Origin of the sequence: Leclercia sp. Colony189 (assembly GCF_009740165.1) — a bacterium.
Classification (GTDB): Bacteria; Pseudomonadota; Gammaproteobacteria; order Enterobacterales; family Enterobacteriaceae; genus Enterobacter.
The window spans coordinates 313,311-333,329 of record NZ_CP046557.1 but is presented as its reverse complement, the minus strand read 5'-3'; the positions used below and the strand labels follow the sequence as shown (position 1 = coordinate 333,329).

Here is a 20,019-nt window from a genome sequence, read left to right as displayed (position 1 = left end):
GTATTCCTTTTCGGTATGAAAAAAAACGATTACGCAGGCAAAATCAGGAAAACCATAGAAAATATGATCTACCTTATATGCTGTGACGTTATGGTGACAAAAGACGCAAAACCCGGCCGAAGCCGGGTTTTGTTATTTACTCATTGATGCGGGGATGTTGATCGACCAGTCGGGAACGCTTCGCCTGCAGTTGCGCAATTTCAGCATCGATATCTTCTATCTTCTGCTCAATGTTGTCGTGGTGCTCACGCAGGATCTCTTTCGCTTCCTGAAGGTCAGACGCAGCAGGCGTCGCCCCTTTCAGCGGCAGGTTCGCCGTCTCTTTCATATAAATGCCGGTTACCAGACCGATGACCGCAATCACCATCAGGTAGTACGCTGGCATCATCAGGTTCTGGGTACTCTCCACCAGCGACGCCGCCAGCGTAGGGGTCAGACCGGCGATCAGCACCGAGATATTAAACGCCGCCGCCAGTGCGCTGTAACGAATGTGCGTCGGGAACATCGCCGGCAGGGTGGAGGCCATCACGCCGATAAAGCAGTTAAGGATTACCGCCAGCATCAGCAGGCCGGCAAAAATCAGCCCGATCACATTGCTGTTAATCATAATGAAGGCAGGGATAGCCAGCGCGAACAGCGCGACACTGCCAAAAATAATGAAGGGGCGACGGCCAAAGCGGTCGCTCAGCAGACCCATGATAGGCTGGACAAACAGCATGCCCACCATAATGGCGATGATAATCAACACGCCGTGATCTTCCGAGTAGTGCAGGTTATGCGACAGATAGCTCGGCATATAGGTCAGCAGCATGTAATAGGTCACGTTGGTGGAGATCACCATACCGATACAGGTCAGCAGGCTGCGCCAGTGTTTGGTGGCAATTTCTCTGAACGAGACTTTCGGTCCATCCTGCAGCCCTTCGCGATCGCCCTGCTCCAGCTTATCAACATGCTGCTGGAACGCCGGGGTCTCTTCTAAGGCGTGACGCAAGTAGAGGCCGATAATGCCCAACGGCAACGCCAGGAAGAACGGAATACGCCAGCCCCAGGAGAGGAAGTTCTCTTCGCCCACCACGGTGGAGAGCAGCACCACTACGCCCGCGCCCAGCACGAACCCGGCAATGGAGCCAAAGTCGAGCCAACTGCCCATGAAGCCGCGCTTACGGTCCGGGGAGTATTCGGCGACGAAGATCGACGCCCCGGTATATTCACCCCCGACCGAGAAGCCCTGTGCCATCTTACAGAGCAGCAGCAGGATCGGCGCCCAGATGCCAATACTGGCGTACGACGGGATCAGACCAATACAGAAGGTGCTGACCGACATAATCACAATCGTGATGGCGAGGATTTTCTGACGGCCATACTTGTCCCCCAGCATCCCGAAGAACAGGCCACCCAGCGGTCGGATAAGGAAAGGAACAGAGAAGGTCCCGAGGGCGGCAATCATCTGCACGCTGGGATCGGCATCGGGGAAGAAGACTTTACCTAGCGCATAGGCCACGAAGCCATACACACCAAAATCGAACCATTCCATCGCATTACCGAGCGAGGCGGCGGTGATCGCTTTACGCAGTTTGCCGTCGTCAATAATGGTGACGTCGCGCAGGGTGATCGGTTTAACTTTTTTCCTTTTAAGCATTGCTATCCTCATAGACTAAGCCCAGTCCTCACCACAGCGCTGAAAAATGCGCTTTATGGAACCCGGGAAGCGCTTCATGCGCATTCTCGTCTCTCAAGCGTAGCAGGTTTACTTACACTGACCTTTCGGACCGGTACAACCGAACCTGTTGACGCCTGTCTGGGCTGTGAATGACAGCCTTTACCCTACCAGCGTTTATATGTGTGATCAACTTCACATATTTTTTTATGGTTATCACCAGAAGTGTCAAAACTGTAAATACATGCCCATCAGTTGTTTCTTATGTCTGGTTCTGTAAATACCCTTTCGAACGTTATTATTTGCTGTGAAATTAAAAAAGAACGACATTATTTTACAATGCATTTACAGCGGTTTTAATAATCAAGAGGCAAGTATCGTGTTTCCTTAAAATATGTGACGAAGATAACTAAAACAGTGTTTTATTTTGATTGAATCACAATTCCAACGATCGCATCATAAGCCCGTTACAACGAGTCTGGTGGCCTTTGAGTGAAGGCTTAAAAAAACCAAACTGGTTATATCTGCTGTATGAATGACGAATCCGCTGACGCCACTAGGTCACAATTCGTTGAATTCATTAGATTATTAAATATCACTTGTCCGCTGGCGATGCGCGATGAGATGTGAGGGTTGATGATGAAGATTAAAGCCGCGATAGAACGCATCCCCGGAGGGATGATGCTGGTTCCGCTGGTTCTGGGTGCAATTTTAAATACCTTAGCGCCTAATACTGGAGCCTATTTTGGTGGATTCACCAAAGGCATGATTACCGGCACAGTACCGATCCTTGCGGTCTGGTTCTTCTGTATTGGCGCTTCCATAAATTTACGTGCAACGGGTACGGTATTACGTAAATCCGGTACGCTGGTAATAACCAAAATTGCCGTGGCGTGGATTGTGGCGATGGTTTGTGCCATGTTTATTCCGGAAAACGGTATTCAGACCGGCTTCTTCGCAGGCCTCTCGGTGCTGGCCATTGTTTCTGCAATGGACATGACCAACGGTGGCCTGTATGCCAGCCTGATGAACCAGTACGGCACCAAAGAGGAGTCCGGCGCGTTCGTGCTGATGTCTCTGGAATCTGGCCCGCTGATGACCATGCTGATCCTCGGCTCCGCCGGTCTGGCCTCCTTTGAACCGCACCACTTTGTCGGCGCCGTCCTGCCGTTCCTGATCGGTTTTGCCCTCGGCAACCTGGACCACGATCTGCGCGACTTCTTCAGCAAAGCGACTCCGGTTCTGATCCCGTTCTTCGGCTTCGCGCTGGGTAACACCATCAACCTGAACGTTATCCTCGATACGGGTCTGCTGGGTATCGTGCTGGGTGTGGCGGTTATTATTATCACCGGTATCCCACTGATTATTGCCGACCGCGTTATCGGCGGCGGGAATGGTACTGCGGGTGTCGCCGCCTCTTCCGCAGCAGGCGCTGCGGTGGCAAACCCGGTGATTATCGCCCAGATTAACCCGGCGTTCGAACCGGTTGCCGCCTCCGCTACCGCGCTGGTTGCTGCAAGCGTCATCGTCACCGCGATTCTGGTGCCGATTATTACCGCGCTGTACGCCAAACGCTTTGGCAACGTCCCAACCACGACCGAAGAACAGCGCCCGGTTGAATCACTGCACCACTGAGATACAAGCCCTCGCCCGGACTATTCTCTCCCTTGAGAGAGGGTTAGGGTGAGGGGGAACATGCAACTCCGTTGTTGGTTCCGTTCACCTTACGTTCTTTGCCTCTCTGTCACACCTGAACCGGTGAACGTGCCAGGGGGGCTCGCCGCCTCCCCCCTGGCTACCCCGGCTCCCGGCAAAGAAAATCGCCGCTTCGCGGTTCCTTCGGCTTATTCCCTTCGGCTATCGGGTCGGGCGTGATCCTACATCCATGTAGGTCACGCCCTCTCGGCGCATCCCTGCGCCTCGCCCCGGCCTACGGTCAACGCCTCAGCGATTTTCAGCCGGACCAGGGAGTCGCTGTAAGTCTTTTATTACTCTCTAATTATTTCATTGCGTTAAGCATAAGAAAATGACTGAGGGTTCCTCAGCCCCTCACGGGAGAGGGAATCCCCTACTCCCCAAAAACCTCCTCCACCATCGCTTTCGCCAGCCTCGCCGCCGAACACAATCTCGGCATCCCCAGCGCCACATTCTGCCAGCTTTGCGTCACCGACCAGCACACCGGATGCCTCTCCACATCACACCAGTCACCCAGCCAGCCCAGCATATCTTTATGGTCGATAATCCCCGGCGTACTGGGCGTGGTGAGCCACTGGTGATAAAAATGGCGGGTATTAGGTGCAGCGTTGATCCCCTGCGCCAGATAGTTAGCCACCATGCTGCACAGGTTATCTTTCAACATGGCGCTGACGTCCGCATTCGCCAGCCGACAGGCATCACCGAACGCCCCCCAGCGCAGCTCCTCCAGCGCCACATAACCGCGACCGGCCAGCGACCAGCCGTCGTAGTGCCCGGCGCGCCAGCGGGTAAAAATCTGCTCGCTGTGAACGCCTGCCTGCACCGTTAATCCGCGCTGGGTTAACGCCTTCTCTTTGAACTGCGCACGTTGCTGAAAATGGGCGGAGAGGGTTTCGTATTGATGCACCACGCCAATCGGCGGCTGATTACGCAGGCTGGCCTGCTGGCGCAGCGTGGAGAGAATGTGCGTCATCCGGGTCAGCGCCAGATGGCCGGGGTCGAACATGCCCGCCAGCTTCTCTGCCAGCCCGAGTCGCAGCACAGCATTTTCGCTGAACATTCCCCCCATGGCCCACTGACGAAGATGAGACTGCGCCATGATCTCCTGGGTTAAACGTTCACGAAAGTGCTGCTGTTGCGACACCACAGAGGTGTGACGCTGCGCGTCAGCCCCCTGCACCAGGTCGACCATAAATTTAGGATGGATACATTCCAGCGTCCGTCCGGGACCGTCCAGTAGTTGTTTTGTCATGGTTGCTCTGCCGCGAATAACGTTTGAATATCATCGCGTAACAGTCGGGTATCTTCCTGAATCCACGTCGCAGTCGTAATGCATTGCTGCAACAGCTGGCTGAGCGCCCGTGTGGCATGCTCATTTTGCTGACGCACTGCGAGGCTATCACGCAAGCTTTCCTGTAACCCTGCAAGGCATAACGAGAATTCCGCAAAGAATGTCGCCATACCCGCTGTAACAGAGACATCGACCTGCGCAGCCAAAGCTTTACGAATTTGTTCACAAAAGTGATCTATATGCTGTTTAAATTTTTCATGAAGCTCTGACACGTTAATAACATAGCGCGTCCGCGTCATTACATAATCTTCCCAGCCCCAGCCCGGATTATTCAACCAGCGGGAGACCGTGTCGCGCAGCGCACTGCTGGTTCCCTGCCCCTGGCCAGCCGGCAGGCTCTCCTGAGCGATAGCATCGCTGAACAGCCCCCGGGTATTGAAGTTAAGCTGGTTTGCCTGAAACGCCGGGAAGCTGATCCGCGCGCGGAATCCGGCATGGCTTAGCTCCTCTTTAATCCGCGTTTCAATGGGCCGCATGGCGTCGTTCAGGGAGCGGGCCAGCGTGGTTTCCAGCTGGTCAAACCGCAGCGACAGCTCGCGACCGATTTTTGCCTGTGCATCCAGCAGGATCATTTCACAGGAGGAGCGGATTTTGCTCAGCAGGATTTGCGCCTGACCTTCATCGTCCAGCACCAGTTGTCCCGGGGTAGCTAACGCCTCGGCATGGAGCGTGTGCGGCTTAAACCCGGCCAGATCGAGCAAATTATCCGGGTTGAAGATGTGCGCGACCGCATGTTTGATATCGTTCTGCTGCGTGCTGATAAACAGGTCGGTCGCCGCCAGCGCCTGTCCGACTTCATGCCGCACCTCATTGCTTACCGACGCCTGGCGGGACTGCAACAGCGCCATATCCTCTTCCAGGCGGGCGATATTCAGCTCCAGCTCGTCGAAGGCGACCGTCAGCCCCTGATAGCGGAAATCGAGATACTCCCGGGCGTTCTGGGCATAGTTCAACAGCTTATGCGACGCCGAGCGTAACGCATACAGCGAGGCATTGGCGTAGGCAGCATAAATCAGCTTACGGATCGGCTGCTCAAAGAGGGAATCCTCCCACAGCAGATCGGCGGAGTGGCGAACGTGCTCAATATCGTCCAGATCGGCAGTCCGCCAGCGGCGGCCCAGCGCAGCTTCGGCAAAATCCTGCACCCAGCGCTGCTCCTGGTGATCCGGCAGCTTGCCGTGCTGATTCAGTTCATGACGCGCCCGATTCGCCAGGTATCCCCACATCGAGGAGACCGGGAAGATCTGCCCCGGAGAGATATGGCCTTTCATCAGGGTGCCGGAGATCATCGCCCGCACCTGCTCTTCATCATCGCTGTTGCGGTCTTTCTGATCGAATTTGTTGACCAGCGCGTAGAGCGGTACCGATTTGCTGACGGCAGAAATAGCCAGCCGCACTTCGGCGTCCGAAATCGACTTCAGTTGCGTATAGTCCATTACCGCCAGCACCGCCGAAGCGCGGGCGAGCTGCTCAGTAAGCATTTTTTGCAGATGCGGTTGCCCGGCCTCATTCGGCCCGGGGGTATCCAGCAGGGTTAATTGCCCCAAATGACCATCCAGCCCGGCCAGATGGACAAACTCCACCTCAATAACCGGGATATTCTCAATCGCTGCATAGGCGGAGAAGGGAAAATCTGTTCCAAGCGCCTGAGAAAGTCGCACTAAATCATTCAGGTTTTTTAAACAATTAAATATCGGCTGCGCGCCTAAATAATGTTTTTCAAACGCTTCGCCGGTTTCAATGCGCCCCAGCAACGCATTCATATCTTTATCAATTTCAAGTTGCTGGGCCAGCTTGCCGCGATCGTAATTGGCCAGCTTCTTTTGCATTTGTTTTATTAATGTATCGATCGGCGCCACGTGAGAAAAATGCAGCACCGGCTCCTTCTGACCAGGCGTATGACGGATCAGCGTCGGCAAGGCGGTCATGGGACGGTTGCGATTGGGCAACACCTCCGTTCCCACAATGGCGTTAATCGTCGTCGATTTACCGGCTTTCATGGTGCCCACAATCGCCAGCACCATCTCCAGACGGGTAATTTTGCGCAGTTCATTATTCAGCATGGACTGCTGCGCTTCTAAACCACGGGTACTAAAATGTAGAGGTAAAACGTTGCTGGTTTCGCCGGTAATGGCCGATGTTGCATTGTCCAGCATCGCAACAGGCATGGCGCTAAGTGACTCGAGATTCTGCAATGAGAGTTGCAGCAGTCTTTCAGCTTCCTGGCTTAACTCAAATATTGTTTGTGTATGCATAGTAAAAAGCCTTCCCTTAACACAAATTTTATATAACCGAATTATTTTAAGAATGAAGGATCGGCTTATATGATTCCGTGTAGCAAATATGTTCGACGCAAAATAATTGCCTGATGACAATCAAATATATTCTTTAAGCGCTGAAAGCAGCGGAGCGCGCTCCTTCGGTCAGGGAAACCGAAAGACTAAGAGCGTAGCTCAAATTTAATAAATTTCAGGATAAACCATCTTTAATCGCCCACCAAAAATGAGGGGGTAATCATCCCTGCAAGCCCGGGGATGGCTATAAAAACATTTACGGTGAATATCATTAGCACCTTAACCTTATCCGAAATGACACGGCGTATCAATTTGCCGCAATAAAATATTATTGCTTTCATTCGCAAGCGTTTCATTCTCGCGCCGGGTACTTATCATTACCTGAGTCACTGACAGACCCTGTCATCAGAAACGCTTTTTTTAGCCAAAAGCGAAAAATAATATCACCGACAAAAGTAAGGACATGCGCTATACTTGCCGCCTTTTTCGACAACCTGTCGATTTTTGGCGGGCCTCATTGCCGCCGGTTCGCACTATTTTGAGGAGAACACCATGCAGCTTCCACACTGTCCTAAATGCAACTCTGAATACACCTATGAAGATAACGGTATGTTCATCTGCCCGGAATGCGCTTACGAATGGAACAACGCAGAACCCGTAGCCGAGAGCGATGAGCTGATCGTTAAAGATGCCAACGGCAACCTGCTGGCGGATGGCGACAACGTCACCGTCATTAAAGATCTGAAGGTCAAAGGCAGCTCTTCAATGCTGAAGATCGGCACCAAAGTGAAGGGCATCCGTCTGGTCGAGGGCGACCACAATATCGACTGTAAAATTGACGGCTTCGGCCCGATGAAGCTCAAATCCGAGTTCGTGAAGAAGAACTGATTTGTCGTTGTCTTTTGAGGCCCGGCAAGCGCAGCGCCGCCGGGCACTTTTGCCGGATGCGCTTCGCTTATCAGGCCTACAAATACCTCCCCCTTCTCGTTGATCGCCTGTCATCGCTTTCACCTCAACTCTTCAAACTCTCGCAACCAACACTTAACCTAAATGTCACATTGATCCGCCAGCATGAGGCCACATTTGAATTGAGGCCTTACCCATGCACACTGTCATCCGTGTCGAGAAACTCAGCAAGACCTTCCATCACAACAAGGCTCTGCATGCCGTTGATCTGACCGTCCAGCAGGGCGAAATGGTAGCGCTGCTCGGGCCATCCGGTTCAGGTAAATCCACTCTTCTGCGCCACTTAAGCGGCCTCATCACCTGCGACAAAACCTCAGAAAGCCACGTTGAGCTGCTGGGCAATACCGTGCAGCGCGCGGGCCGTCTGGCGAGTGATATCCGCAAAAGCCGCGCCCAGACCGGCTACATCTTCCAGCAGTTCAACCTGGTGAACCGCCTGACGGTGCTGGAGAACGTGCTGATTGGCGCGCTCGGCAGCACCCCGTTCTGGCGCACCTGTCTGCGCTGGTTCTCGCCAGCTCAGAAGCAGGAGGCGCTGCAGGCGCTCACCCGCGTCGGCATGGCCCACTTCGCCCACCAGCGCGTCTCCACCCTTTCTGGCGGTCAGCAGCAGCGCGTGGCCATTGCCCGGGCGCTGATGCAGAAAGCCAAAATCATTCTCGCCGATGAGCCGATCGCCTCGCTGGACCCGGAGTCGGCCCGCATCGTCATGGAAACCCTGCGCGACATTAACCGCAAGGACGGCATCACCGTGGTGGTCACGCTGCACCAGGTGGATTACGCCCTGCGCTACTGCGAGCGCATCGTCGCCCTGCGTCAGGGGCACGTCTTCTTCGATGGCGCCAGCCATCAGTTTGATAACGAACGCTTTGATCATCTCTACCGCAGCATTAACCGCGTCGAAGAGCGCGCGCAGGCTGCTTAACGTCCCCACAATGAGGAATGGAAATGAGCTATAAGACGGTTGCCGCGCTGGCCTTCACCAGCATGTTCAGCATCAGCACCCTATTCAGCCCTGCGTTTGCAGAGGAGCAGGAAAAAGCGCTGAATTTCGGCATTATTTCGACGGAATCACAGCAGAACCTGAAGCCACAGTGGGAACCGTTCCTGAAAGATATGGAAACCAAACTGGGGATCAAAGTGAACGCCTTCTTCGCCCCGGACTACGCGGGCATCATCCAGGGGATGCGCTTCAATAAAGTGGATATCGCCTGGTACGGCAACCTCTCGGCGATGGAAGCGGTGGATCGTGCCAACGGTCAGGTCTTTGCGCAAACCGTGGCCGCCGACGGCTCCCCGGGTTACTGGAGCGTGCTGATCGTCAACAAAGAGAGCCCGATCAACAACCTCAACGACATGCTCTCCCGGCGTAAAGAGCTCACCTTTGGCAACGGCGATCCCAACTCCACATCAGGCTTCCTGGTGCCGGGCTATTACGTCTTTGCCAAAAACAATGTCTCCACCAGCGAATTCAAACGCACGGTCAACGCCGGGCATGAAACCAACGCCCTGGCCGTCGCCAACAAACAGGTGGATGTTGCCACCAACAACACCGAAAACCTCGACAAGCTGAAGACCTCCGCGCCAGACAAGCTGAAACAACTGAAGGTGATCTGGAAATCCCCGCTGATCCCGGGCGACCCGATTGTGTGGCGTAAGAACCTCTCCGAAAGCACCAAGGAGAAGGTGTACGACTTCTTTATGAACTACGGCAAAACCGCGGAAGAGAAAACCGTGCTGGAGCGCCTGGGCTGGGCGCCGTTCCGCGCCTCCAGCGACCTGCAGCTGGTGCCGATTCGCCAGCTGGCGCTGTTCAAACAGATCCAGGGCGTGAAGGACAACAAGACGCTGAAAGAGGAAGAGAAGAACAGCAAGCTGTCTGAAATTCAGGCGCAGCTGGACGATCTCGACCGCCTGACCGCCGCGCTGGGCGCGATGACCAGCGTGACCAAAGCGGTGCAGTGATTACGTTCCCTCTCCCTTGAGGGAGAGGGAGAACAGATTAAGGAGCACACATGCAAACCATCACTCTCCCACCGCCAAAGCGCAGCTGGTTCTCGCTGATCAGCTGGGCCGTACTGCTGGCAGTGCTCGTCGTCTCCTGGAAAGGGGCGGAAATGGCCCCGCTGACGCTGATCCAGGACTCCGGCAACATGGCGACCTTCGCCGCCGACTTCTTCCCACCGGACTTCAGCCAGTGGCAGGATTACCTCGGCGAGATGGCCGTCACGCTGCAAATCGCCGTCTGGGGCACCGCCCTGGCCGTGGTGCTCTCCATTCCGTTTGGCCTGATGAGCGCCGACAACATTGTGCCGTGGTGGATTTACCAGCCGGTGCGCCGCCTGATGGACGCCTGCCGCGCCATCAACGAAATGGTCTTTGCGATGTTGTTCGTGGTCGCCGTCGGTCTCGGTCCCTTCGCCGGGGTGCTGGCGCTTTTTATTCACACCACCGGCGTACTCTCCAAGCTGCTTTCGGAAGCGGTAGAAGCCATTGAGCCCGGCCCGGTCGAAGGCATTCGCGCCACCGGTGCCAACAAAATTGAAGAGATCCTTTACGGCGTGCTGCCCCAGGTGATGCCGCTGCTCATCTCCTACTCCCTCTACCGCTTTGAGTCTAACGTCCGCTCCGCCACCGTTGTTGGCATGGTGGGCGCAGGCGGAATTGGCGTCACCCTGTGGGAAGCGATTCGCGGTTTCCAGTTCCAGCAAACCTGCGCCCTGATGGTGCTCATCATCATCACCGTCAGCCTGCTGGACTTCCTCTCTCAACGTTTGCGTAAGCACTTCATCTGAGAAGCGAGCCTTTGATTTCTATGCACTTATCCAGACATCCGACCAGTTACCCCACCCGCTGGCAAGAGATTGCGGCGAAGCTCGAAGTGGAGCTGCGCACGCACTACCGCTGCGGGGACTATCTACCTGCGGAACAGCAGCTTGCCGATCGCTATGAAGTCAACCGTCACACCCTGCGGCGGGCCATTGACCAGCTGGTGGAGCGTGGCTGGGTGCAGCGCCGCCAGGGCGTCGGTGTGCTGGTGCTGATGCGCCCGTTCGACTACCCGCTCAACGCCCAGGCGCGCTTCAGCCAGAACCTGCTGGATCAGGGCAGCCACCCCACCAGCGAAAAGCTGCTCTCGGTGCTGCGTCCGGCCTCCAGCCACGTGGCGGATGCGCTGGGGATCCAGGAGGGGGACAACGTCATCCACCTGCGTACCCTGCGCCGGGTCAATGGCGTGGCGGTGTGCCAGATCGATCACTACTTCGCGGACCTGGCCCTCTGGCCGGTGCTGCAACATTTCACCAGCGGCTCGCTGCATGACTTTCTGCAGGATGCTACGGGGGTTGCGCTCAAACGCACCCAGACGCGCATCAGCGCCCGCCGCGCCCAGGCCAAAGAGAGCAAGGTGCTGGAGATCCCCAACATGGCGCCCCTGCTCTGCGTGCGCACCCTTAACCACCGTGACGGCGAGGTGAACGCGACGGAGTACTCCGTCAGCCTGACCCGCGCCGACATGATTGAATTCACCATGGAGCACTGAATGCATTTCGATACCTCCACCCGCCAGCACTGGATGGCGGTGCTCGCCCACAGCCAGCCTGCGGCGCTTGCCGCGCGGATGTCGGCGCTGAGCCTGTCGCCCGCTTATGAACTGATCCGCGCGCCTGAAACCGGACTGGTGCAGATCCAGGCGCGGATGGGCGGCACCGGGGCACGTTACTTCGCTGGCGATGCCACCCTGACCCGCGCCGTGGTGCGGCTTGCCAGCGGCACCCTCGGCTACAGCTACCTGCTCGGGCGTAACAAACCCCACGCCGAGCAGTGCGCCGTTGTGGACGCCCTGCTGCAGGAAGCCCCCCATTTCCAGGCCCTGATGGAAACCGTTATTGCCCCGCTGGAAGCCGACCGCGCCGCACGCCTTGCCGCCCGTCAGGCCGAAGTGAACACCAGCCGGGTCGACTTCTTTACGCTCGTTCGCGGAGACAACGCATGACACTTCACCCCGCTTTTACCCTTGCCGTGCAGGATGCCCAGCACAGCTTTCGTCGTCTGCTGAAAGCGATGAGCGAGCCGGGCGTCATCGTCTCGCTGCATCAGCTTAAGCATGGCTGGCAGCCGCTGAACCTCGCCACCACCAGCGTGCTGCTGACCCTGGCCGATAACGACACCCCGGTCTGGCTGTCGGGCTCCGTCAGCAACGATATCGTCAGCAGCAACCTGCGTTTTCATACCAGCGCCCCGCTGGTGGAGCAGCCGCAGCAGGCGGTGTTCGCCGTCGCCGACGAGCAGATCGGCCACGAGCAGCTCAACGCCCTGAGCGAGGGCACCGCTGTGGCGCCGGAGACCAGCGCCACCCTGATTTTGCAGGTCTCCAGCCTGAGTGGCGGACGCATGCTGCGCCTGACCGGGGCCGGCATCGCCGAGGAGCGGATGGTCGCCCCGCAGCTGCCGGAGTGCATCATTCACGAGCTGACCGAGCGCCCGCACCCGTTTCCGCTGGGCATCGACCTGCTGCTGACCTGCGGCGAGCGCCTGCTGGCGATCCCGCGAACCACCCACGTGGAGGTGTGCTGATGTACGTTGCCGTCAAAGGGGGCGAGAAGGCGATCGCCGCCGCCCACGCGTTGCAGGAGCACAGACGCCGGGGCGATGAGCAGATCCCCGAGCTGAGCGTCGCCCAGATTGAACAGCAGTTGAACCTGGCCGTTGACCGGGTGATGACCGAAGGCGGCATCGCCGATCGCGAGCTGGCGGCCCTGGCACTGAAACAGGCCAGCGGTGATAACGTCGAGGCCATCTTCCTGCTACGCGCCTACCGCACTACGCTGGCGAAGCTGGCGGTGAGCGAGCCCATCAACACCGCAGAGATGCGCCTGGAGCGCCGTATTTCGGCGGTCTATAAAGACATTCCCGGCGGCCAGCTGCTTGGCCCGACCTACGATTACACCCATCGCCTGCTCGATTTTACCCTGCTGGCAAACGGCGAAGCCCCTCGCCTTACCCCCTCACACACCGAGCAGGACGCCGCGCCGCACGTCTTTAGCCTGCTGGCCAACCAGGGGCTGGCGAAAGCGGAAGAGGATTGCGGCGATGAGCCAGACGATATCACCCGCACGCCGCCGGTTTACCCCTGTTCACGCTCATCGCGCCTGCAGCAGCTGATGCGCGGCGACGAAGGCTACCTGCTGGCGCTGGCCTACTCTACCCAGCGTGGCTACGGTCGTAACCACCCTTTCGCGGGGGAGATCCGCAGCGGCTATATCGACATCAATATTGTGCCGGAAGAGCTGGGATTTGCGGTGAACGTCGGTGAAATGCTGATGACCGAATGCGAAATGGTAAACGGCTTCGTCACCCCGGATAACGACGCGCCGCACTTCACCCGCGGCTACGGCCTGGTGTTCGGCATGGGCGAGCGCAAGGCGATGGCGATGGCGCTGGTTGACCGCGCCCTTCAGGCTCCCGACTACAACGAGAACATTACAGGCCCGGCGCAGGACGAGGAGTTTGTGCTGGCCCACGCGGATAACGTCGAGGCCGCAGGCTTTGTCTCGCACCTCAAGCTGCCGCACTACGTCGATTTCCAGGCTGAACTGGAGCTGCTTAAACGTCTGCAACAGGAGCGCGACAATGGCTAACCTCAGCGGCTACAACTTTGCTTATCTGGATGAGCAAACCAAACGCATGATCCGCCGCGCCATTTTAAAAGCGGTCGCCATCCCCGGCTATCAGGTGCCGTTCGGTGGCCGTGAAATGCCCATGCCCTACGGCTGGGGCACCGGCGGGATTCAGATCACCGCCAGCGTGATTGGCGAAGCGGATGTGCTGAAGGTGATTGACCAGGGGGCGGACGACACTACCAACGCCGTCTCGATCCGCCAGTTCTTTACGCGCGTGACGGGGGTGAACACCACCGAGCGCACCGAAGACGCCACGCTGATCCAGACCCGCCACCGCATCCCGGAGACCCCGCTCGTTGAAGATCAGATTTTGATTTTCCAGGTGCCGATCCCCGAACCGCTGCGCTTTATCGAGCCGCGCGAAACCGAAACCCGCACCATGCACGCCCTGGAAGAGTACGGCGTAATGCAGGTGAAGCTGTATGAGGATATCGCCCGCTTCGGCCACATCGCCACCACCTACGCCTACCCGGTGAAGGTGAACGGGCGCTACGTGATGGACCCGTCACCAATCCCGAAGTTCGATAACCCGAAGATGGACATGATGCCCGCCCTGCAACTCTTTGGCGCCGGGCGCGAAAAACGCATCTACGCCGTGCCGCCCTACACGCGGGTTGAGAGCCTCGACTTTGACGATCACCCGTTTACGGTGCAGGAGTGGGATGAGCCGTGCGCCATCTGTGGGTCGAAGCACAGCTATCTCGACGAAGTGGTTCTGGATGACACCGGCAAACGGATGTTTGTCTGCTCCGATACCGATTTTTGCCGCCAACAGAGCGAGGCCAACAGCCAATGAAACCGCTGCTTTCGGTCACTAACCTGACCCATCTTTATGCGCCGGGCAAAGGCTTCAGCGACGTGTCGTTTGACCTGTGGCCGGGGGAAGTGCTGGGGATTGTCGGCGAGTCCGGCTCCGGCAAAACCACCCTGCTGAAATCCCTCTCGGCGCGCCTGACGCCGCAGAACGGCGACATTCTCTATGACGGCCACTCGCTGTATGGCATGAGCGAGGCCGAGCGACGTCGCCTGCTGCGCACCGAGTGGGGCGTGGTGCATCAGCATCCGATGGATGGCCTGCGCCGCCAGGTCTCGGCGGGGGGCAACATCGGCGAACGGCTGATGGCCACCGGCGCGCGCCACTACGGCGACATCCGCGCGACGGCGAAACAGTGGCTGGAGGAGGTGGAGATCCCGGCGTCGCGCATCGACGACCTGCCCACCACCTTCTCCGGCGGGATGCAGCAGCGCCTGCAGATCGCCCGCAACCTGGTTACCCATCCGAAACTGGTCTTTATGGATGAACCTACCGGTGGGCTGGACGTGTCGGTGCAGGCCCGCCTGCTGGATCTGCTCCGCGGTCTGGTGGTGGAGCTGAACCTGGCGGTGGTGATTGTCACCCACGACCTGGGCGTTGCCCGCCTGCTGGCGGACCGTCTGCTGGTGATGAAGAGCGGCGAAGTGGTGGAAAGTGGGCTGACCGACCGGGTACTCGACGATCCCCACCATCCTTACACCCAGTTGCTGGTGTCGTCCGTATTGCAGAATTGAGGTTGCTGTTGCCGGGTGGCGGCTTCGCCTGACCCGGCCTACGGACCGCGCTCTTTGTAGGCCGGGTAAGCGAAGCGCCACCCGGCAATGAATCCAGCACCTTGTAGGCCGGGTAAGCGAAGCGCCACCCGGCAAGAAAACGCCACGAGGCCAAAATGATCCACGTACAAAACGTAAGTAAGACCTTTGTACTCCACCAGCAAAACGGCGTGCGCCTGCCGGTGCTGCAAAACGCCTCCCTTGAGGTAAAAAATGGCGAATGCGTGGTGCTGCACGGCCACTCCGGCAGCGGCAAATCGACCCTGCTGCGCTCGCTGTATGCCAACTACCTGCCGGACGAAGGCCATATCCATGTGCGCCACGGCGACGAATGGGTCGATCTGGTGCAGGCCCCGGCGCGTAAGGTGCGGGACGTCAGGCGCACTACCATTGGCTGGGTCAGCCAGTTTTTACGGGTGATCCCGCGCGTTCCGGCGCTGGAGGTGGTGATGCAGCCGCTGCTGGATCTGGGCGTACCACGCGACATCTGCGCCGCCAAAGCCGCCAGCCTGCTGACGCGCCTTAACGTGCCGGAGCGCCTGTGGCATCTCGCCTCCTCCACCTTCTCCGGCGGCGAGCAGCAGCGGGTGAATATAGCCCGCGGCTTTATCGTCGATTACCCGATTTTACTGCTCGATGAACCGACCGCCTCGCTGGATGCCAAAAACAGCGCAGCGGTTATTGAACTGATCGAAGAGGCCAAAGCGCGCGGCGCAGCGATCGTCGGGATCTTCCACGACGACGCGGTGCGGGATCGCGTGGCGGATCGTCTGCACCCGATGGGGATCACCGCATGATCGTCAATAACGTAAAACTGGTGCTGGAAAACGAGGTCGTTGACGGCTCCATCGACATTCAGGACGGCATCATTCGCGCCTTTGCCGAAACCCAAAGCCGCCTGCCGGAAGCGATGGACGGTGAAGGCGGCTGGCTGCTGCCAGGGCTGATTGAGCTGCACACCGACAACATGGATAAGTTCTTCACCCCGCGGCCCAAAGTGGACTGGCCCGCCCATTCGGCAATGAGCAGCCACGACGGGATGATGGTTGCCAGCGGTATTACCACCGTGCTGGATGCGGTGGCGATTGGCGACGTGCGCGACGGCGGCGATCGTCTTGAAAATCTGGAGAAGATGATCAACGCGGTGGAGGAGACGCAAAAACGTGGCCTCAACCGCGCCGAGCACCGCCTGCACCTGCGCTGCGAGCTGCCCCATCACACCACCCTGCCGCTGTTCGAGAAGCTGGTGGACCGTGAGCCGGTCACTCTGGTGTCGCTGATGGACCACTCGCCGGGCCAGCGCCAGTTCGCTAAAATCGAAAAGTATCGTGAATATTATCAGGGCAAATACGCCCTTAATGACGCGCAGATGGCGCGCTACGAAGAGGAGCAGCTGGCGCTTGCTGCCCGCTGGTCGCAGCCCAACCGCCAGGCCATTGCTGCGCTGTGCCGGGCGCGCAATATCGCCCTCGCCAGCCATGACGACGCCACCGCGAATCATGTGCTTGAATCCCGGCAGCTTGGCAGTGTGATCGCCGAATTTCCTACCACGTTCGAAGCCGCAGAGGCCTCCCGCCAGCACGGAATGAACGTGCTGATGGGCGCCCCGAATATCGTGCGCGGCGGCTCGCACTCCGGCAACGTAGCGGCAAGCCAGCTCGCTTCCCTCGGCCTGCTGGATATCCTCTCCTCCGATTACTACCCCGCCAGCCTGCTGGATGCGGCGTTCCGGGTGGCGGACGACGAGGAGAATCGTTTTACCCTGCCGGAGGCGATCCGCCTGGTGACCCGCAACCCGGCGCAGGCGCTCAACCTGCACGATCGCGGGGTGATTGGCGAAGGCAAGCGGGCGGACCTGGTGCTGGCGCACCGTAAAGGCGAGCACATTCATATCGACCACGTCTGGCGTCAGGGAAAACGGGTGTTCTGATGGGAAGACTAATCTGGTTAATGGGGCCTTCCGGCTCCGGAAAAGATAGCCTGCTGGCGGCGTTGCGCGAGCAGCCTCATCCACAACTGCTGGTGGCGCACCGCTATATCACGCGCGCCGCTACTGCCGGGAGCGAAAACCACATCGCCCTCAGCGAGCCGGAGTTTTTTACCCGCGCCGGGCAGCATCTGTTTGCCCTGAGCTGGCACGCTAATGGCTATTATTATGGGGTGGGTCTGGAGATCGATCTCTGGCTGCACGCCGGGTTCGACGTGGTGGTAAACGGCTCGCGCGCCCATCTGCCCCAGGCGCAGGCGCGTTACGCCGGGGCATTGCTGCCGATCTGCCTGCAGGTGTCGCCGGAGATCCTGCGTAGCCGGCTGCAGGCGCGTGGGCGGGAGAGCGCTAAAGAGATCGACCAGCGGCTGGCGCGCGCCGCCCGTTATACGCCGTCCGACTGCCCGATCCTTAACAATGACGGCAGTTTGCATCAGTCTGTCGACAACTTCCTTTCACTCATTAGCCAGAAGGAGAAAAACCATGCCCGAGTGTGAGTTGCGCCCCGCCACCGCGGAGGACGTTGACGCGGTCTATGGCCTGATCTGTGAGTTAAAACAGGCGGAGCTTGACCGTTCGGCGTTCCATGCGGGGTTCGCGGCCAATCTGCAGGATCACAATATGCGTTACCAGCTGGCGGAACAGGATGGACATATCATCGGGATGATCGGCCTGCACATGCAGTTTCACCTGCATCACGCCAACTGGATCGGCGAGATCCAGGAGCTGGTGGTGATGCCACAGGCGCGCGGTCTGAAGGTCGGCAGCCGGCTGCTGGCCTGGGCGGAAGAAGAGGCCCGCCACGCCGGGGCGGAGATGACCGAGCTCTCCACCAGCGTAAAGCGTCTCGATGCGCACCGCTTTTATCTTCGTGAAGGGTATACCCAGAGCCACTTCCGCTTCACTAAACCTCTGTAAGGAGGCGCCATGAGTCTGACCATTACGTTAACGGGAACCGGTGGCGCCCAGCTGGTGCCCGCTTTTGGCTGCGACTGTCCGGCCTGCCGCCGGGCGCGTTTGCAGGAAGATTATCGCCGTCGCCCCTGTAGCGCGGTGGTCAAATTCAATGATGCGGTGACGCTGCTGGATGCCGGGATCCCGCACCTGATGGACGACTGGCCTGCGGGCAGTTTTCAGCAGATTTTACTCACCCATTACCATATGGATCATGTCCAGGGGCTGTTTCCGCTGCGCTGGGGCGTGGGGGCGACCATTCCGGTTTACGGCCCGCCAGATGAAGCCGGGTGCGACGATCTCTTTAAACATCCCGGCCTTCTCGACTTAAGCCATACTCTCGAGCCGTTTGTGGTCTTTGAACTCCAGGGCCTGCGGGTGACGCCGCTGCCGCTCAACCATTCGAAGCTGACTTTTGGCTATCTGCTGGAGAGCGCCTACAGCCGCGTGGCCTGGCTCTCCGATACCGCCGGGCTGCCGGAGAAAACGGTGAAGTTTCTGCTCAACAACCAGCCACAGGCGATCGTGATTGACTGTAGCCATGCGCCGCAGGATGAGACGCCGCGCAACCATTGCGATCTGAATACGGTTATTGCGCTCAATCAGGTAATTGGCTGCCCGCAGGTCATTCTGACCCATATCAGCCATGAGTTTGACGTGTGGATGATGGACAACCCGCTCCCTGTGGGGTTTGAGGCGGGGTATGACGGAATGGTGCTGGCGCTGGACTGAGGTATCGCAATGCCGGGTGGCGGCTTCGCCTTACCCGGCCTACAAAACCGTAGGCCCGTGCAAGCGGCGCGCCGCCGGGCATTGGCATTACCGCCGATCGTAATCCTCTTCCAGCCTGCGCTCGTCATCTTCTAAACGACGCCGGTCTTCATCCAGCTGGCGCTGACGTTCATCCAGGCGACGACGGCGATCGTCCAGCTGGCGCTGGCGCTCTTCATACTGTCGGTTATCGCTGCTGCGACGCCGATCGTAACGGTCATCGTCATCGTTACTGCGGTCGCTGTTGGGGTTGTAGGCGTCGTTAATCGCCTGCTGAATATTGCCGATGGTGTCGTCAACAATATCAGCGTGAGCCAGATGGCTGGTTAAAGAGAGCAGACCCAATAACAGGGCGGTAGAGTAATGTTTCATAAAGCCAGTCTCGCAGGTGAGCTGGCTTTACGGTAATAAACAGCGGGTGGAGCGAGTAGCGGAGGAATCTCAAATTCTGTAAGGGGAAGTTTCTTCCATAAGGTGATTCGCACGTTGCCTGTTCTCGGCCACTAAAACAACGCGATGGCATTTTTGGTCAGGCGAAACACTCCAGATACGCTCCTCAGGAATACAGCCGCCATCGTAAATCACTTTACTGCCATCATAAGGCCAAAATGCGCCTTGCTCGGTATCCAGTACGAACACAGCGATTTGATCCGATTCACGGGCAATCTTTTGCCAAAGCATTTTACCGCCTTCGTACTGATCAAAATCGCTTATTAGCGTAATACCGCACTGGAGGATTAATGCCTCATAAAGTCGGGTTGCCAGCCCTTTATCCCGCTCGCCAGGATCAACACAGACGCCTTCAACCTGAAGGATGTGGGCATCTTCCCAGCAGCGTTCAACAGCAACGATATCTTTACCGAGTGCAGGTTTGCGCTGTAAATCCAGCGCTGCCACAACCCGATGTCGCGGTATGCCTTCAAAGATTTCAATATCCGCTTCAATGATTGCCGCGCGAGGCGTCTGGGGATCATAGATGACATGCAGCAATCGCCCTGAGAGTTCAATCTCTTCCACCCGCGTAAAGGCGCGTGCGACTGTCATCGGGCTATAGGTTGTAGGCATCACGATCATAT

General features: G+C 57.9%; 21 protein-coding genes. 16 read left to right on the top strand and 5 right to left on the bottom strand.

Annotated features, from left to right (window positions below; genetic code table 11):
* Window positions 1-136: 136 nt before the first annotated feature.
* Entirely contained in the window at window positions 137-1,639 is a 1,503-nt protein-coding gene (gene proP / locus GNG29_RS01550) for a glycine betaine/L-proline transporter ProP (RefSeq protein ID WP_103177915.1), read from the bottom strand.
* A gap of 657 nt (window positions 1,640-2,296) precedes the next feature.
* Between proP and kdgT the strand changes: the two genes are divergently transcribed.
* Window positions 2,297-3,292: a 2-keto-3-deoxygluconate transporter gene (gene kdgT / locus GNG29_RS01545; protein ID WP_156655428.1), complete on the top strand. Its 996-nt coding sequence runs from the start codon at window positions 2,297-2,299 to the stop codon at window positions 3,290-3,292.
* 433 nt (window positions 3,293-3,725) lie between these two features.
* Here kdgT and GNG29_RS01540 read toward each other — a convergent pair whose 3' ends face one another.
* Both GNG29_RS01540 and crfC read right to left on the bottom strand, forming a co-directional pair.
* Window positions 3,726-4,604, bottom strand: a complete 879-nt coding sequence (locus GNG29_RS01540) for a diguanylate cyclase regulator RdcB family protein (RefSeq protein WP_103177913.1) — start codon at window positions 4,602-4,604, stop codon at window positions 3,726-3,728.
* Complete coding sequence (gene crfC / locus GNG29_RS01535) at window positions 4,601-6,958, bottom strand: clamp-binding protein CrfC (RefSeq protein ID WP_156653752.1); 2,358 nt, start codon at window positions 6,956-6,958, stop codon at window positions 4,601-4,603. Before crfC ends, GNG29_RS01540 begins: the two co-directional genes overlap by 4 nt.
* Window positions 6,959-7,549: 591 nt before the next feature.
* Between crfC and GNG29_RS01530 the strand changes: the two genes are divergently transcribed.
* The 15 genes from GNG29_RS01530 to phnP all read left to right on the top strand — a co-directional run bounded on the left by GNG29_RS01530 (window position 7,550) and on the right by phnP (window position 18,904).
* Window positions 7,550-7,885 (top strand): zinc ribbon domain-containing protein YjdM, encoded by a 336-nt coding sequence (locus tag GNG29_RS01530; protein ID WP_156653751.1) that lies wholly within the window; start codon window positions 7,550-7,552, stop codon window positions 7,883-7,885.
* A gap of 214 nt (window positions 7,886-8,099) precedes the next feature.
* Window positions 8,100-8,888 (top strand): phosphonate ABC transporter ATP-binding protein, encoded by a 789-nt coding sequence (gene phnC / locus GNG29_RS01525; RefSeq protein ID WP_103177910.1) that lies wholly within the window; start codon window positions 8,100-8,102, stop codon window positions 8,886-8,888.
* 23 nt (window positions 8,889-8,911) lie between these two features.
* Complete coding sequence (gene phnD, locus GNG29_RS01520; RefSeq protein WP_156653750.1) at window positions 8,912-9,928, top strand: phosphonate ABC transporter substrate-binding protein; 1,017 nt, start codon at window positions 8,912-8,914, stop codon at window positions 9,926-9,928.
* Window positions 9,929-9,978: 50 nt separating this feature from the next.
* Window positions 9,979-10,758 (top strand): phosphonate ABC transporter, permease protein PhnE, encoded by a 780-nt coding sequence (gene phnE / locus GNG29_RS01515; protein WP_103177908.1) that lies wholly within the window; start codon window positions 9,979-9,981, stop codon window positions 10,756-10,758.
* Window positions 10,759-10,778: 20 nt separating this feature from the next.
* Complete coding sequence (gene phnF, locus GNG29_RS01510) at window positions 10,779-11,504, top strand: phosphonate metabolism transcriptional regulator PhnF (RefSeq protein WP_103177907.1); 726 nt, start codon at window positions 10,779-10,781, stop codon at window positions 11,502-11,504.
* Entirely contained in the window at window positions 11,505-11,957 is a 453-nt protein-coding gene (gene phnG / locus GNG29_RS01505; protein ID WP_103177906.1) for a phosphonate C-P lyase system protein PhnG, read from the top strand.
* A complete protein-coding gene (gene phnH / locus GNG29_RS01500; protein ID WP_103177905.1) occupies window positions 11,954-12,538 on the top strand; it encodes a phosphonate C-P lyase system protein PhnH in 585 nt (194 codons plus the stop codon). Before phnG ends, phnH begins: the two co-directional genes overlap by 4 nt.
* Complete coding sequence (locus GNG29_RS01495; protein ID WP_156653749.1) at window positions 12,538-13,602, top strand: carbon-phosphorus lyase complex subunit PhnI; 1,065 nt, start codon at window positions 12,538-12,540, stop codon at window positions 13,600-13,602. The genes phnH and GNG29_RS01495 overlap by 1 nt, the downstream gene beginning before the upstream one ends.
* The gene (gene phnJ, locus GNG29_RS01490; RefSeq protein WP_103177903.1) at window positions 13,595-14,440 is read left to right on the top strand and encodes an alpha-D-ribose 1-methylphosphonate 5-phosphate C-P-lyase PhnJ; all 846 of its coding nucleotides are present in this window, start codon (window positions 13,595-13,597) and stop codon (window positions 14,438-14,440) included. The genes GNG29_RS01495 and phnJ overlap by 8 nt, the downstream gene beginning before the upstream one ends.
* Entirely contained in the window at window positions 14,437-15,192 is a 756-nt protein-coding gene (phnK, locus tag GNG29_RS01485) for a phosphonate C-P lyase system protein PhnK (RefSeq protein ID WP_156653748.1), read from the top strand. Before phnJ ends, phnK begins: the two co-directional genes overlap by 4 nt.
* Before the next feature lie 155 nt (window positions 15,193-15,347).
* Window positions 15,348-16,028, top strand: coding sequence for a phosphonate C-P lyase system protein PhnL (gene phnL / locus GNG29_RS01480; RefSeq protein ID WP_156653747.1), 681 nt, complete (start codon window positions 15,348-15,350; stop codon window positions 16,026-16,028).
* Complete coding sequence (gene phnM, locus GNG29_RS01475; protein ID WP_156653746.1) at window positions 16,025-17,161, top strand: alpha-D-ribose 1-methylphosphonate 5-triphosphate diphosphatase; 1,137 nt, start codon at window positions 16,025-16,027, stop codon at window positions 17,159-17,161. Before phnL ends, phnM begins: the two co-directional genes overlap by 4 nt.
* Window positions 17,158-17,715, top strand: a complete 558-nt coding sequence (phnN, locus tag GNG29_RS01470; RefSeq protein WP_103177899.1) for a ribose 1,5-bisphosphokinase — start codon at window positions 17,158-17,160, stop codon at window positions 17,713-17,715. The genes phnM and phnN overlap by 4 nt, the downstream gene beginning before the upstream one ends.
* Complete coding sequence (gene phnO / locus GNG29_RS01465) at window positions 17,702-18,136, top strand: aminoalkylphosphonate N-acetyltransferase (protein ID WP_103177898.1); 435 nt, start codon at window positions 17,702-17,704, stop codon at window positions 18,134-18,136. The genes phnN and phnO overlap by 14 nt, the downstream gene beginning before the upstream one ends.
* Before the next feature lie 9 nt (window positions 18,137-18,145).
* Window positions 18,146-18,904 carry a phosphonate metabolism protein PhnP gene (phnP, locus tag GNG29_RS01460; protein WP_156653745.1) on the top strand — a complete coding sequence of 253 codons (759 nt, stop codon included), beginning with the start codon at window positions 18,146-18,148 and terminating at the stop codon, window positions 18,902-18,904.
* 87 nt (window positions 18,905-18,991) lie between these two features.
* Here phnP and yjdP read toward each other — a convergent pair whose 3' ends face one another.
* Both yjdP and GNG29_RS01450 read right to left on the bottom strand, forming a co-directional pair.
* A complete protein-coding gene (gene yjdP, locus GNG29_RS01455; protein WP_103177896.1) occupies window positions 18,992-19,315 on the bottom strand; it encodes a DDRRRQL repeat protein YjdP in 324 nt (107 codons plus the stop codon).
* Between the two features lie 69 nt (window positions 19,316-19,384).
* Window positions 19,385-20,017 (bottom strand): GNAT family N-acetyltransferase, encoded by a 633-nt coding sequence (locus GNG29_RS01450; protein ID WP_156653744.1) that lies wholly within the window; start codon window positions 20,015-20,017, stop codon window positions 19,385-19,387.
* Window positions 20,018-20,019: the final 2 nt, after the last annotated feature.